Raw genomic sequence first — 16,874 nt, forward strand, 5'->3', positions numbered from 1 at the left:
AGTCTGCTGGGCAAATAGCTATAAATCACTGCGATATTGCTTTTGTACCGAATGAGCCTGCAGCTCACAAGGCTCCATATACAGCGCCAATGTCCCAGTAGATTATTCATGGAAACTTGCAATACCTATGGTTGAGCCTCTGAGCGCTAATGCGTATGTAAATAGTGATAAGCCGGATGACTGTACGCAAAATGTCACTGAATTGAGGCATAAAAATGCCACTACGACGCCTGAGATGCGTCGATTTATTCAAGAGTCCGACCTCCCCGTCAGCCAACTGGCAAAGGTCCTTAACATCAGCGAAGCCACCGTACGCAAGTGGCGTAAACGCGACTCTGTCAATAATACGCCTAATACGCCTCATCATCTCAATACCACCTTAACGCCGATGCAAGAATATGTGGTCGTTGGGCTGCGCTACCAATTAAAAATGCCACTCGACCGGTTATTAGAGGTGACGCAGCAGTTTATTAACCCAAATGTATCACGCTCAGGGCTGGCGCGCTGCCTCAAGCGTTATGGCGTTTCCCGTGTTAGTGATATTGAAAGCCCCAATGTGCCCGAACGTTACTTTAACCAGTTGCCGATAGCCCAAGATAGCCACATTGCAACCTATACCCTCAACCCCGAAACATTAGCCAATACCTTGGCGCTGCCCAAGGCCGATGGCGACACTGTGGTGCAAGTGGCATCATTGACCATTCCACCACAATTAACTGATTCCACTCCAAGCTCAGTGCTATTGGGCATAGATCCGCACAGTGACTGGATCTATCTAGACCTATATCAAGATGGCAATACCCAAGCCACAAGACGCTACATCGCCCATGTATTACAGCATGGGCCGTTTCATTTACGTAAGTTATTGGTACGAAACTACCACACCTTTTTACAGCGATTTCCTGGTGCAACAATGACACATATTGCACCAGTCGCTGACACTCACAACAAGACGCCTGACATTCAGGCAGCCACTGGAGACTCATAATGAGCCAGACCGATAAGCCTAATGTTAAACAAGACGCCGAGCAGCGTGACTCACGCCTCAATAAGCGCCTTAAAGATATGCCTATCGCCATAGTAGGCATGGCCAGTATCTTTGCCAACTCGCGCTACCTGAACAAGTTTTGGGACTTAATTAGCGAGAAGATCGACGCCATTACCGAGGTGCCAGACACCCACTGGAACAGCGAGGATTACTATGATGCCGATAAAACCAAAGCCGACAAGAGCTACTGCAAACGCGGTGGTTTTATGCCCGAAGTCAACTTTAACCCCATGGAGTTTGGGCTGCCGCCCAATATCTTAGAATTAACTGATACATCGCAGTTATTGTCGCTCATCGTCGCCAAAGAAGTGTTGGCCGATGCCAATCTGCCGGCTGACTATGACCGTGACAAAATCGGTATCACCTTAGGCGTCGGTGGCGGTCAGAAGATCAGCCAAAGCCTTAACGCACGCCTGCAGTACCCTGTACTTAAAAAAGTATTCAAAAACAGCGGTATTAGCGATGCTGACAGCGAAATGCTGATCAAAAAGTTCCAAGATCAATACATACATTGGGAAGAAAACTCATTCCCAGGATCGTTAGGTAACGTCATTGCGGGTCGTATTGCCAACCGTTTCGACCTTGGCGGCATGAACTGTGTTGTCGATGCCGCCTGTGCAGGCTCGTTAGCTGCTATGCGTATGGCACTGAGTGAACTCGTCGAAGGCCGCTCAGAGATGATGATCACCGGTGGCGTGTGTACCGACAACTCACCCTCTATGTACATGAGCTTCTCGAAAACCCCCGCCTTCACCACCAATGAAACCATTCAGCCATTTGATATCGACTCAAAAGGGATGATGATTGGTGAAGGCATTGGCATGATAGCGCTTAAGCGTCTTGAGGATGCCGAGCGCGATGGCGATCGTATCTATTCTGTCATTAAAGGTATCGGCTCATCATCAGATGGTAAGTTTAAATCTATCTATGCGCCGCGCCCTGAAGGTCAAGCTAAAGCCCTAAAACGCGCTTATGATGACGCAGGCTTTGCGCCGCACACCCTAGGCCTTATCGAAGCGCACGGTACGGGTACTGCCGCCGGTGATGCAGCTGAATTTAGGGGCTTAAGCTCTGTCTTTGCAGAAGGAAGCGACAGCAAACAACATATCGCGCTGGGTTCGGTGAAATCGCAAATTGGTCACACCAAATCAACCGCAGGGACCGCTGGGTTGATCAAGGCCGCGTTAGCGCTGCACCACAAGGTGTTGCCAGCCACCATTAACGTCAGCGAGCCCAATCCAAAACTGGATATCGAAAACTCACCGTTTTACTTAAACACTGAAACTCGCCCATGGCTGCCACGCCCCGATGGCACGCCGCGCCGCGCCGGTATCAGTTCATTTGGTTTCGGTGGCACCAACTTCCACTTCGTACTGGAAGAGTACAACAGCGAGCATGCACGTACCGATAGCAAACTGACCCAGTACCGTCAGCGCAGCGTTGCTCAAAGCCTGCTCTTTAGTGGCGCGAATAATGCTGAGTTAATCGCAAGCCTCAATAGCGCTCTGAACGCCGCCAACAATGGCACTCGCCTAACCGACATCGCCAGCGGTTATGGTCTACGTAAACTTGAGGCTAATGCCCCGCGCCTAGGCTTGGTTGCTAGCAGCAATGAGGAACTCATCAAGCTGATTAACCAAGCGCTAACCAAGCTGCAATCTAGTGACGAGGCTAACTGGTCGCTACCGGGTGGTATCCATTACCGCGCAGCGGCGATGAACAATGGCAAAGTGGCCGCACTCTTTGCCGGCCAAGGATCGCAGTATCTTAATATGGGGCGTGAACTTGCTTGCCATTTCCCAGAGATGCGCCAGCAATTTGTGCTTGCAGATAAGATATTTGACGCCAACAACAAGATGCCATTGTCTCAGGTGGTTTACCCAATCCCAGTATTTAACAGTGCTGCTCAACAAGCCCAAGCCGCGCTACTGACCAACACCGCTAACGCGCAAAGTGCGATTGGTGCCATCTCAATGGGTCAATACGCGCTACTGACCGCAGCAGGTTTTGAAGCCGACATGGTCGCCGGCCACAGCTTTGGTGAACTCAGCGCGCTGTGTGCGGCTGGGGTTATCAGCAGTGACGATTACTACAAGCTCACCTTTGCCCGTGGCGATGCCATGGCAACGAAACTCGATGACGGTGTCGACTCTGGCGCTATGTACGCCATTATCACCAAAACGGCAAGTGACCTTGAATTACTTGAAACCACCATCGCTCAATTTGATGGCGTAAAAGTAGCAAACTACAACGCGCCGACTCAGCTGGTGATCGCAGGCCCTACCGACACCACTTCAGAGGCCGCAAAGGCGTTAAGTGACCTCGGCTTTAAAGCGATTTCACTGCCGGTTTCAGGCGCGTTCCATACGCCACTGGTTGGCCATGCTCAAGCTCCGTTTGCTCAGGCTATCGATGCGGCGAAGTTCACTAAGCCGCAGCGCCCTATCTATTCGAACGCCACAGGTCAGCTGTATAACTCGGCCGCTAAGACCATTAAGAGCGAGTTTAAGCAACACATGTTGCAATCGGTTCGTTTTAGCGAGCAGTTACAAGCCATGTATGATGCCGGGGCCCGCGTATTTGTTGAGTTTGGTCCGAAGAACATCTTACAAAAGCTGGTTGAAAATACCCTTAGCGACAAGATGAGCGAACTGTGCACCGTCAGCATCAACCCAAATCCAAAGGGCGATAGCGATCTGCAACTGCGTCAAGCGGCAATGCAGCTCGCAGTTAACGGTATTGCACTAGCAAACCTCGACCCTTATGCGGCGCCAATTGCGGCCGAAGAACAGCCATCGCCAATGAATATTACGCTAACGGCCAGCAACCATATTAGCCCAGTAACTCAGGCGAAAATGGCAGCATCCTTACACACTGGCACTATCTCTGCCGAAACAATCATTAAAGAAAAAGTGGTTGAAGTAGAGAAGCTTGTCGAAGTTGAAAAAATTGTAGAAGTAGAGAAGATTGTGGAAAAAGTCGTACATGTGAATAGCGCGCCGCAAGCAGGCGAAGTCCAAAACCCTCAAGCACATAGCCCATCAGCGTCAGCTAACTCTGCGCCCGCCAGTCATGATGCTTTAGCGCAATTCTTTGCCGCTCAGCAACAAACGGCGCAGCTACATCAACAGTTTTTAGCGATCCCTCAGCAATACGGTGAGACCTTTAGCGCCTTGATGACGGCTCAAGCGCAGATGGCCGCCGCAGGTGTGGAGATCCCAGCCAGCTTGCAACGCTCCATGGAGCAGTTCCACCAACATCAGGCGCAAACGCTGCAAAGCCATACGCAGTTCCTTGAGTTACAAGCGAATAGCAATACTGGCGCTCTGAACTTATTAAACCCAAGTGTTCAAACAAGACCTCATGACGCTGCGAGTCACGCGCCAGAAATGCGCCGTTTGGCTACTAATGCTCCAACACCAAATGCAATACAAACACCAACAACAGTGACGCCGCCAGCCCAAAACACGCAGGCCCCGAATGTTAACGCGCCTGTTGCTATCCCGACACCCGTTGTTGTGCCCGCCATCGAACCTGTTATCACCCCAGAAATCGTCCCAGCCGCGCCCGCAGCAACACCGGGGTTAAGCAACCAGCAGGTACAAGACACCATGATGAGTGTGGTGGCCGAAAAAACCGGTTACCCGACAGAGATGCTTGAACTTGAGATGGATATGGAAGCCGACTTAGGCATCGACTCTATCAAGCGCGTGGAAATTTTAGGCACAGTGCAAGATGAGCTACCGGGTTTGCCAGAGCTGAGCCCAGAAGACTTAGCCGAATGTCGCACCTTAGGTGAAATTGTTAGCTACATGAACAGCAAACTGCCAGTGGTTACTACTGCGCCAGTTGCAGCAAACGCACCAGTCGCTAATACAGCGACTCAAAGCGGCCTGACTAACGCGCAAGTGCAGAGCACCATGATGAGTGTGGTGGCCGAAAAAACCGGTTACCCCACTGAGATGCTTGAACTTGAGATGGATATGGAAGCCGACTTAGGCATCGACTCTATCAAGCGCGTGGAAATTTTAGGCACAGTGCAAGATGAGCTACCGGGTTTGCCAGAGCTGAGCCCAGAAGACTTAGCCGAGTGTCGCACCTTAGGTGAAATCGTTAGCTACATGAACAGTAAGCTACCAGCCACAGGCAGCGCGCCAGTGGCTGCAAACGCACCAGTCGCTAATACAGCGACTCAAAGCGGTCTGACTAACGCGCAAGTGCAGAGCACCATGATGAGTGTGGTGGCCGAAAAAACCGGTTACCCGACTGAGATGCTTGAACTGAGCATGGATATGGAAGCCGACTTAGGCATCGACTCTATCAAGCGCGTGGAAATTTTAGGCACAGTGCAAGATGAGCTACCGGGTTTGCCAGAGCTGAGCCCTGAAGACTTGGCCGAGTGTCGCACCTTAGGTGAAATTGTTAGCTACATGAACAGTAAGCTACCAGCCACAGGCAGCGCGCCAGTGACCGCAAACGCACCAGTCGCTAATACAGCGACTCAAAGCGGTCTGACTAACGCGCAAGTGCAGAGCACAATGATGAGTGTGGTGGCCGAGAAAACTGGTTACCCCACTGAGATGCTTGAACTTGAGATGGATATGGAAGCCGACTTAGGCATCGACTCTATCAAGCGCGTGGAGATTTTAGGCACAGTGCAAGATGAGCTACCGGGTCTGCCTGAGCTAAATCCTGAAGACTTGGCCGAGTGTCGCACCTTAGGTGAGATCGTTAGCTACATGAACAGCAAGCTACCAGTGGTTGCCTCTGCACCCACTGCAGTAAACGCACAGGTAAATGTCGAGCCAGCTACTCGAAGCGGTCTAACTAACGCGCAAGTGCAGAGCACCATGATGAACGTGGTGGCCGAGAAAACCGGTTACCCAACAGAGATGCTCGCCCTCGAGATGGATATGGAAGCCGACTTAGGCATCGACTCTATCAAGCGCGTGGAAATTTTAGGCACAGTGCAAGATGAGCTACCGGGTCTGCCTGAGCTAAATCCTGAAGACTTGGCCGAGTGTCGTACCTTAGGTGAAATCGTTAACTATATGAACAGCAAGCTACCCGCTGAAGGCCCTATGAACAGTAAGCTAAACGCTTCATCATCAGGTGCAGCGCCCGTAAAGGCAGAGCCCTTAAATGATAAACCTGCTGCGATCTCAAGCGAGCCGAGTGTTGAACTGCCACCTCACAGCGAGGTAGCGCTAAAAAAGCTTGATGCGGCGGAGTTAGTTAACAACTGTTTCGCCGCTAACACTCACGTTGTGATCAATGATGATGGTCACAATGCGGGTGTACTCGCCGAGAAACTGGTTAAACAGGGCTTAAACGTGGCTGTAGTGCGTTTACCGAAAGGTCAACCACAGTCACCGCTAAACAGTGATATTAAAAGCTTTCAAGCTGACAGTGCAGATGAAACTGGCATCGCTGCCGTAATTGATCAGATTGAAAAGCAGTTAGGCACTATCAGCGGCTTTGTTCACTTGCAGCCGCAACAGGCGCAAGTAGCGAATAATAACGGCGTGCAGCTTAGCGATGACAGTTTCAATCACTTGAGCCAAGCCTTCCTGTGGGCCAAACTGTTGCAACCAAAATTAACCCAGGACACAGGCACGCGACGTGCGTTCATCACAGTGAGTCGCATCGACGGTGGCTTCGGTTATTTAGACGCTGAGCAGCTAAAAACCGCAGAGCTTAACCAAGCAGCACTGGCTGGGCTCACTAAGACCTTAAGCCACGAGTGGCCAAGCGTATTTTGCCGTGCATTAGATATCGCACCGACGCTGGATGCCAGTCGTTTAAGTGATGCCATCGCTAACGAATTATTTGATAGCAATGCCACGCGCAGCGAAGTGGGTTTAAGCCTGAATGATCAAGGTAACGTGCAGCGCACAGCCTTAATTGCAGGCGATGCGAGCGTAAAAACAGCAAAAAGCGACCTAAACAGCGCAGATAAAATACTGGTGACCGGGGGAGCAAAAGGCGTGACCTTTGAGTGTGCCCTAGCCCTAGCTAAGCGTTGTCAGTCGCACTTTATCTTGGCGGGTCGTAGCCAACATGTGAGCCTCAATAATCTGCCAAGCTGGGCACAAGGTAAAGCAGCAAGCGAGCTCAAGTCAGCCGCGATTGCCCACATCATTGCCTCGGGTGAGAAACCAACGCCTAAGCAAGTGGATGCACTCGTGTGGCCAGTACAGAGCAGCCTAGAGATCAATGCGGCACTGGATGCGTTTAACGCGGTAGGCGCTAGCGCAGAATACATCAGCATGGATGTGAGCAATGCTGATTCGGTAAATGGTGCGCTGAGCGCCATGACCCAAATAACGCCAATCACGGGTCTTATCCATGGCGCTGGCGTCTTGGCTGACAAACATATTCAAGACAAAACCTTAGATGAACTGGCACGGGTTTATGGCACCAAGGTCAACGGCCTCAAGGCGCTACTTTCTGTCATCGATGCCAGCCAGTTAAAACTGGTTGCCATGTTCTCATCGGCAGCGGGTTTCTATGGCAATACCGGCCAAAGCGACTACGCCATGTCGAACGACATTTTGAACAAGGCGGCACTGCAGCTCTCAGCTAAGCACCCTAACGCTAAAGTGATGAGCTTTAACTGGGGACCTTGGGACGGTGGTATGGTTAATCCAGCGCTGAAAAAGATGTTTACTGACCGAGGCGTGTATGTGATCCCACTGCAAGCTGGCGCTGAGCTATTTGCGACCCAACTGCTAAAAGAGAGTGGCGTACAACTGCTCGTTGGCACCGATATGCAAGGCAACAGCAAAAGTGACACAACCGCTAAGGAAGCGACGGTAAAAAAGCCTAATGCGGGTGAGGTGCAACCTGCACAGCGCCCGCAGCGTGACGTCACAACATTGACTGAAGTGACACTTAAGCGAGTGCTAAAGCCTGATGCATTGGCCTTTGTTCAAGATCATCGCATTGGTGGCAATCCGGTATTGCCTACCGTTTGCGCTATCCAATGGATGCGTGAAGCGGCGCTTGAACAGTATGGGCTAACGCTCATGGTGCAAGACTATAAGTTGCTCAAAGGCATAGTGTTCGATTCAAGTGATAGTCAAACCTTAATGATGAGCTTAACCCCGCAATATGAAGCGGGTGCACTCAAAGGCATTAAGGCGTTGATCAGTTGTGAAGGGCGGCCTCAGTACCAAGCACGCTTGGTAAAAATAGGCGACATGCAACATAGCACTAAGCAGTTTGATGAACTCAGCCAAGTCACGCCAGTGACCGACAAAGCTGCGCTTTACACTGACGGTACCCTATTTCATGGCCCGCGTTTACAAGGGCTAGATAAGGTACTGCGCTTTAACGAGCAAGGCTTAGTGGTGAGCTGCAAGCTCCCTACTGTCGACCAACAAGATTGTGGCGATTTCGCCCCAATCTTGGTCGCTAAAGGATGTCAGCCATTTGCGGAAGATCTGTTACTGCAAGCGATGCTAGTGTGGGCAAGGTTAACCTATGGCGCGGCCAGCCTACCCTCGACCATTGGCGAGTTCGTCAGTGCATTGCCGATGGGCTTTGGCGACCAAGGTTATATCGAGCTCACCGTGGTTAAAACCAGTGGTCGACAGCTCGTCGCCGATGTGGCGCTGTATCATCAAGATGGTGAACTCAGCTGCGCGATGAGATCAGCCAAAGTGACCATTAGCAAAAACCTGAACAGTGCCTTTGTTGCCGACCAACACATTAAAGAGGATCATGCATAGTGACACTCAATAATGGGGCACTCAATAATGGGAGCGCAACCCAAAGTGATAACAAGCTAAACCAAGATAAGGCGACGCCACTGCGCGTCGCCGTGCTCGTGCTTAATAAAGGTGATACCGCGCTCAATGGGCTAAGTGATGAGCTAGCTCATGACTCATCACTAATGATTGAACTAGCCCAGTTCACAACAGATCTTGAGATGGCGCTCAATCTTGTGGCAGCAGGTGAAGTCGTCACCATTGAGTCTCAGCAAAGCACCTTGTTATTCATGCCCGCGCTCATGGCCGCCCAACGTAAGTTGCATCCGCACGCGTACCTCGCAGGGATGCAATACGACCAAACGGCTCAAGGCGCATCGGTTAAAGCCTTAGGGCAAGCGAAGCGCGATTTGGCAAAGGTTAACTGTCAGCGCAGCCTCGTTATTGATAGTGAGCAAATGTATCAGCAGAGCCAAGTGGCATTTGACGCACTTTGCCAACTGATCAACGATATTGCCCAGCGCACCATCACCCGTGACGATAACTCCCGCCATTACTGGTTTACCGAGCGTTATCAAGCACGGGTTGCCACATTAAATCTGCAGCTTAAACCTGAAAATGAGCCAATGAGCCATGTCGCCATGGTACTCACCCAAGGTACGGGACGATTAAAGGCGAGCTCCTTACTTAAGGCAGAGCGCTTATTCTGCTTACTCTCTGGTACCAGTGAAGCCGAGTTAAGCCAAGGCCTATGGGCGCTTGCGGCTAAGCTAGATAACATTAAGATGATGGCTGATGACTCAAAAATCAGCTCAGCTTTGCTGGCGTTAATGCAGCAAAATTTACATGAGTTTAAGCTAAGCACCAGCCCACGTTTTGCACTGACACTGCAAGCAAGCAACATCGAATCGCTAGCACAAGAGATAGTCTCGATGAGTGATGCGCTAAGCCGTGTGTTTAAAGAAAAGGGGCAATATAAAACCCCAGCCGGCAGCTATTTTACCGCGGCGCCCCTTGGACAATCGCATCTGGCCTTTGTTTATCCCGGTGTTGGCACTGTCTATCACGACATGCTCAGCGAACTGCATCACTATTTCCCAGCGCTATTTGCCCGCTTGGAGCAGCAAGGCGATCTTAAAGCCATGCTGCAGGCTGATGCGATCTATCATAGTGACAAACAGGTGGCGGAGCAGATGTCACTGGGCAATATGGCGATTGCTGGCGTAGGGGCGAGTTATCTGCTAAGCAAACTATTGATGGATGAGTTTGATGTTAAGCCACAATATGCCCTAGGTTACTCCATGGGAGAAGCCTCCATGTGGGCTAGCCTCGATGTATGGCAACAGCCTCATCTGTTAATCGATAAAACCAAAAGCGATCCGCTATTTACCTCAGTAATATCGGGTGATCTCACCGCGGTGCGTCAAGCATGGCAACTTCCCCTTGATGAGGCGATTGAGTGGAACAGCTTTGTGGTGCGCAGTGCGCCTGAGCCGATAACCGCGCTGCTCGACCGTTATCCTAGGGTTTACTTGGCCATTACCCAAGGTGATACCTGCGTGATTGCGGGCTGTCAGCATAGCTGCCGAGAGCTGCTTAAGGAGCTGGGTAAACGTGGCATTGCCGCCAATCGTGTCACCGCGATGCACACGACACCGGCGCTCAGTCAGCATGACAATGTGATCGCTTTTTATGAGCAAAATATCATGGCTGAAGCGGTTAATCACCCAGTGACATTTATCAGCGCCGCCGATACTGGCAAAGGGATAGACAGAGGCGTTGGCGATCAGCAGGGGCAGTTGAGTCCAAAGCTTATTGCGACATCGATTGCCGATACCTTCTGTCATAGCTTAGATTTTACCGCCCTCGTCCAGAGCGCTACGCGCCAAGGCGCACGGCTCTTTGTCGAGGTTGGTGCCGATCGCCAAAACTGCACGCTTATCGACAAAATATTGAAACACAGCGATAGAGAGCAACTGCTCGATAATCGCTTATCCTCCTCGGCAAACCTAACATCTCAATGCTGCACTGTACCGCTAAACGCCAAAGGGAGTAGCGATATCGCGACTCTGCTTAAGGCGATCGGACAGTTGATCAGCCATCGTGTCCCCGTCAGCCTAACGGTGCTGCAACTGGGACTCAAGCGTCAATTAGCACTGCATCAGCAGCTAAACGGCAATGACGCCAATACCTTATCAAGAGGGGAAGCTTAATGCCTTCAAACGAAGTGCCTTCTCAAATGTCTGCGCCAACACCTAAAAGAGCGATTAAGATCGCTATCGTCGGACTGGCCACACTGTATCCCGATGCCAAGACGCCAGATCAATTTTGGCAAAACTTGCTCGATAAACGCGACTCAAGAACCATTCTCAGCAATGAGAAACTGGGCGCTAACAGCGCCGACTACCAAGGCGTTCAGGGGCAATCTGACCGATTTTATTGTGATAAAGGCGGCTATATCGAAGACTTTAGCTTCGATACCACAGGCTACCAACTGCCTAGCGAACAACTAAATGGCTTAGACGATAGTTTCAAATGGGCACTCGATACCAGCCGCAAAGCGCTGCTCGATGCTGGCGTAGCGTTAGACTCGGCTATTCTTTCGCGTACAGGCATTATCATGGGGACGCTCTCCTTCCCCACCGCCAAATCGAACGAACTGTTTCTACCGCTGTACCACAATGTGGTCGAAAAGGCGCTGCAAACCAAGTTGGATAGCCGCGATTTTCGCTTGTACCCCTTTAACGCGCAGACCCAACACAGCTCATCAATCGATTGTGCCAACGGCGCTATTGCCCACAACGCCTCTAAGGTTGTGGCCGATGCGCTGGGGCTCGGTCGCGTGCAACTCAGCCTAGATGCGGCCTGCGCCAGCTCAGTCTACTCGCTAAAATTGGCCTGTGATTACTTAGCCACGGGCAAAGCCGATTTAATGCTGGCAGGCGCCGTATCGGGCGCCGATCCCTTCTTTATCAATATGGGCTTCTCCATTTTCCATGCCTACCCAGATCATGGGTTTTCAGCCCCCTTTGATAAAAACAGTAAAGGCTTGTTCGCCGGTGAAGGCGCTGGCGTACTCGCGCTCAAACGACTCGACGATGCCGAGCGTGATGGCGACAAAATTTACGCTGTGGTTAGCGGCATAGGCCTGTCTAACGATGGTAAAGGCCAGTTTGTCTTAAGCCCCAACAGCAAAGGGCAAGTTAAGGCCTTTGAACGGGCCTATCGTGACAGCGATATTGAGCCAGAAAACATCGAAGTGATCGAATGTCATGCCACCGGCACACCACTGGGCGATAAGGTTGAACTCGCCTCGATGGAGCAGTTTTTTGCCCCAAGGCTTAACGGCTCGGCCGTACCTATGATTGGCTCGGCAAAATCTAACTTAGGCCACCTACTCACGGCTGCTGGCATGCCCGGGATCATGAAGATGATCTTTGCCATGCGCCAAGGTGTATTACCACCCAGTATCAATATCAGTGAAGCAATCGACTCGCCAAATGGTCTGTTTGGCTCTCATACTTTGCCAAATCAAGTCACCCCTTGGCCGATAAAAGCCAATAATCAAACCCGCCTTGCTGGCGTGTCGGTATTTGGTTTTGGTGGTTGTAATGCTCACCTGTTATTAGAGTCTTACGAGCCTTCGCCTCAAGCGGCAACTCAGGCTGCAGACATAACCCCAAGTCAAGCACAGGCCTGTAGCAATGGCTCCAGCCCCCAATTTGCCATCAGCGGTATCGCCGCCCACTTTGGCCCATTAAGCACCATCAATGCACTTAATGACTGTGTTACCCAAGGTAAAAACGCCTTTATCGAGCTTCCCACCAAGCGCTGGAAGGGGTTAGATAAACATCCCGAACAACTGGCTAAGCTTGGATTAAACGGCGTGCCACAAGGGGCTTATGTCGACAGTTTTGAGTTAGACTTTTTACGCTTTAAACTGCCGCCGAATGAAGATGATCGCTTAATCTGTCAGCAACTGATGTTGATGAAAGTGACCGATGAAGCGATTCGTGATGCCAAGCTACAACCCGGTCAAAAAGTGGCGGTGTTGGTGGCGATGGAGACTGAGCTCGAACTGCACCAGTTCCGCGGCCGCGTCAATCTGCATACTCAATTGAAACAGAGCCTAGATACCATGGGCGTGACACTCACAGACAGTGAATATCAAGCCCTTGAAACCATCGCCATGGATAGCGTCCTCGATGCCGCCAAGCTCAACCAGTACACCAGCTTTATTGGCAATATCATGGCGTCGCGTATCGCTTCCCTGTGGGACTTTAACGGCCCAGCCTTCACCATCTCAGCCGGTGAGCAATCGGTGAGCCGCGCACTCGATGTGGCCGAAAATATGATGGTGCAAGAACAGCTCGATGCCGTGGTAATTGCCGCGGTCGACCTCTCTGGCAGCATTGAGCAGGTGATGCTTAAAAATGCCATCGCGCCAATGGCTGCTACGCCAAACGACGCAGGTTGGAGACTGGCTGAAGGCGCGGGTGCTTTAGTACTCGAACCGCTTAATCAAGTCGACCAAAGCCAAGCCCGCCAGACCCAAGCTAGACAGAGTTATGCCACCATTGAGAGCTTAAACTTTGGCGCTACCAGCACGGTTAGCCGTATTATGGATGAGCTACTCACGCTCACCGGGACTCATGGCGAGCAGATAAGCTTAGTCGAGCAGAGCATAGCGCCAGGCAGCGCACTGACATCAAGCCAGTTGCAACAAGCTTTACCCTTAACCCATGCGCGGTTTGAGCAGGGTCAGCAGCAACTTGGCCACAGCTTTGCCGCTGCAGGCATGACTAGCCTTATCTATGGACTGTTGCGCCTCAATCAACAAGCTTTGCAAGGTTCAAGCCAACATGCTGTAATTGCGAACGTCAGCGAAAATCAGTGCGCCCTCACCCACCTCAGTCAAAGTGCTGCCCAGCGCAGTGCCCTGACTCAGCGCTTGGCTCACACTTTAGGCACCCACGCTGAGCGCAGCTTAGTGAAACAGGTCAGTTTAGGTGGCCGCGATATCTATGCTCATATTGTCGACACGCCACTGCCAGCGCTTGAGGCCATTAAAGCCAAAGTGGCCGCAGCGCATGGCGCGCCGGTAAGCGAAAATGCACCAGCACTGATCAGCTACTCACTGCCGCATAGTGAACCGTCAGCGAATAACCCCTCTTCTCTCCCTGCGCCATCATCGGCCCAGATTGCAGCAGCAATAGGTACCCAGAACATAATGATAAGCAAAACACCCAGCGCACTTGATGCGAGCCACTTAGACCTGCCTCAAGGTGAGTTAGCGGCATTTCAACATAATCAACAGCTCGCGCAGCAGGCCCACCTTGCCTTCCTTAAGAGCCGTGAAACCGGCCTAAAAGTGGCTGATCAACTGCTCAAGCAGCAGCTTGCGCAAGCCACAGGCACAGCGCAGACTCAAGAGCCGTTTCAGACTCAAGAGCCGGCAGCAACGCCTCAAACTATGATTCAGGCCCCCCTTAAGCCACAGCATGATAAAGTCGAGCCTTACCGCGCCCCAGTGCCTGCACACAAGCCATGCATCTGGGATTACCATGATCTGGTCGAGTATGCCGAAGGCGATATCGCCAAAGTATTTGGCCCAGAATATGCCCCAATCGATAACTATTCGCGCCGCGTTCGCCTACCAACCACCGACTATCTGTTGGTGTCGCGGGTGACTAAACTCGACGCCAAGGTCAATGAGTACAGACCAAGTTCAATGACCACTGAATATGACATCCCAGAGGATGCGCCTTACTTAGTCGATGGCCAAATTCCTTGGGCGGTTGCGGTTGAATCGGGTCAATGCGACTTGATGTTGATCAGCTACTTAGGCATTGATTTTGAAAACAAAGGCGAGCGCGTCTACCGTCTACTCGACTGTACTCTCACCTTCTTAGGCGATCTGCCACGGGGCGGTGACACATTAAGATATGATATTAAGATCAACCACTACGCCCGTAACGGCGATACCCTGCTGTTCTTCTTCTCTTATGAATGTTTCGTTGGCGATACCATGATCCTCAAGATGGACGGGGGTTGTGCGGGTTTCTTTACCGATGCAGAGCTGGCGGACGGCAAAGGCGTCATTCGCACAGAAGATGAAATTAAGGCCCGTAACAACGCTATCAAGCAACGCTTTAATCCGTTACTGGATTGCCCGCAGACTCAGTTCGATTACGCCGCGATCCATAAGCTATTATCGGCCGACATTGCAGGCTGTTTCGGCCCGTCACACGCAGGTCACCCTCAACCGTCACTGTGTTTTGCCTCTGAGAAGTTCTTGATGATCGAGCAAGTCAGCAAGGTCGACAGAACAGGCGGTGCATGGGGACTTGGGTTGATTGAAGGTCATAAGCAGCTGGCACCTAACCATTGGTACTTCCCTTGTCATTTTAAAGATGATCAGGTGATGGCGGGCTCCTTGATGGCAGAAGGCTGTGGCCAGTTACTGCAGTTCTACATGTTACATCTAGGGATGCATACCCAAACGAAAAATGGTCGTTTCCAACCACTTGAAAATGCGTCACAAAAGGTACGTTGTCGTGGTCAGGTTATTCCGCAATCGGCCCAGCTTACCTATCGTATGGAAGTGACCGAAATTGGCTTCAGCCCGCGCCCTTATGCCAAAGCCAACATCGACATTCTGCTTAATGGCAAAGTGGTGGTGGACTTCCAAAATCTTGGCGTGATGATCAAAGAGGAAGATGAGTGCACCCGCTATGACGCACCATTGACGCTTAGCAATGCCGTGCTGGTTGACTCAGCAAGTGCTAAAAAGGGCTATCAAGGCGCGTCCATTAACGCCCCCTTGATGGCACAAGTGCCTGATTTGAGCGCCGCGCCTAACAAAGGCGTGATCCCGCTGTCCCATGTTGAGGCACCTATCACACCCGATTATCCCAATCGTGTGCCCGATACCGTGCCGTTTACGCCGTACCACCTATTTGAATTTGCCACAGGCAATATTGAAAACTGCTTCGGTCCTGAGTTTTCAATTTATCGCGGTATGATCCCGCCACGTACCCCGTGCGGCGATCTGCAGTTAACCACCCGCGTGGTAGAAGTTAACGGTAAGCGTGGTGAGTTTAAAAAGCCGTCAAGCTGTATTGCCGAATATGAAGTGCCAACCGATGCGTGGTATTTCGATAAGAATAGCCACCATGCGGTAATGCCTTACTCAGTGCTGATGGAGATCTCGTTGCAGCCTAATGGCTTCATCTCGGGTTACATGGGCACCACATTGGGCTTCCCGGGGCTTGAGCTGTTTTTCCGTAACTTAGATGGTAGTGGCGAGCTACTGCGCGATGTCGACCTGCGCGGTAAAACCATAGTCAACGACTCGCGTCTGCTGTCAACGGTGATGGCGGGCACCAACATCATTCAAAGCTTTAGCTTTGAGCTGAGCACCGACGGCGAGCCCTTCTATCGCGGCACCGCAGTATTTGGCTACTTCAAAGGCGATGCGCTTAAAGATCAACTGGGCTTAGACAATGGCAAAGTCACTCAGCCTTGGCATGTGGCCAACGGCATTAGTGCCGATACCAAAGTAAATTTGTTAGATAAAGCAGGCCGCCACTTTAATGCGCCAGCCAACCAGCCTCACTATCGTCTTGCTGGCGGTCAGCTTAATTTTATCGATAGCGTCGAAATTGTCGATAACGGTGGCACCGAAGGTTTAGGTTACCTCTACGCTGAGCGCACTATCGATCCTAGCGACTGGTTCTTCCAGTTCCATTTTCACCAAGATCCTGTGATGCCGGGTTCCTTAGGCGTTGAAGCCATTATCGAAACCATGCAAACTTACGCCATCAGCAAAGATTTGGGCGCAGGATTTAAAAACCCTAAGTTTGGCCAGATTTTGTCAAACATTAAGTGGAAGTATCGCGGTCAGATCAACCCACTCAATAAGCAGATGTCGATGGATGTCAGTATTACCTCGATTAAAGATGAAGGTGGTAAGAAGGTGATCACGGGTAATGCAAGCCTAAGTAAAGACGGGCTGCGTATCTACGAAGTCACCGACATAGCCATCTGTATCGAAGAAGCCTTGTAAAAAATAGATCACTTGAGGTATTGGGATAGCTGCCAATACCTCAAGT

4 protein-coding genes are annotated in these 16,874 nt (G+C 51.2%); all 4 read left to right on the forward strand.

Features of this window, described 5'->3' with window-relative positions:
• Nucleotides 1–127 precede the first annotated feature (127 nt).
• From DVO77_RS06825 to DVO77_RS06840, 4 genes are read left to right on the forward strand one after another with little or no spacing between them, the layout of a single operon-like run.
• Entirely contained in the window at nt 128–988 is an 861-nt protein-coding gene (locus tag DVO77_RS06825; protein WP_119977810.1) for a helix-turn-helix domain-containing protein, read from the forward strand.
• Nucleotides 988–8,781 (forward strand): type I polyketide synthase, encoded by a 7,794-nt coding sequence (locus tag DVO77_RS06830; protein ID WP_119977811.1) that lies wholly within the window; start codon nt 988–990, stop codon nt 8,779–8,781. The genes DVO77_RS06825 and DVO77_RS06830 overlap by 1 nt, the downstream gene beginning before the upstream one ends.
• Entirely contained in the window at nt 8,781–10,973 is a 2,193-nt protein-coding gene (locus DVO77_RS06835; protein ID WP_119977812.1) for a PfaB family protein, read from the forward strand. Before DVO77_RS06830 ends, DVO77_RS06835 begins: the two co-directional genes overlap by 1 nt.
• Nucleotides 10,973–16,828 (forward strand): beta-ketoacyl synthase N-terminal-like domain-containing protein, encoded by a 5,856-nt coding sequence (locus DVO77_RS06840; protein WP_119977813.1) that lies wholly within the window; start codon nt 10,973–10,975, stop codon nt 16,826–16,828. Before DVO77_RS06835 ends, DVO77_RS06840 begins: the two co-directional genes overlap by 1 nt.
• Nucleotides 16,829–16,874 lie beyond the last annotated feature (46 nt).

It is taken from the genome of Shewanella algidipiscicola (genome assembly GCF_003605125.1).
Taxonomy (GTDB): domain Bacteria; phylum Pseudomonadota; class Gammaproteobacteria; order Enterobacterales; family Shewanellaceae; genus Shewanella; species Shewanella algidipiscicola.

What these genes read in the sequence shown, in the direction of transcription:
- DVO77_RS06825 (WP_119977810.1), top strand. Translation starts at nt 128, where the DNA reads ATGGTTGAGCCTCTGAGCGCTAATGCGTATGTAAATAGTGATAAGCCG.
- DVO77_RS06840 (WP_119977813.1), top strand. Translation starts at nt 10,973, where the DNA reads ATGCCTTCAAACGAAGTGCCTTCTCAAATGTCTGCGCCAACACCTAAA.
- DVO77_RS06830 (WP_119977811.1), top strand. Translation starts at nt 988, where the DNA reads ATGAGCCAGACCGATAAGCCTAATGTTAAACAAGACGCCGAGCAGCGT.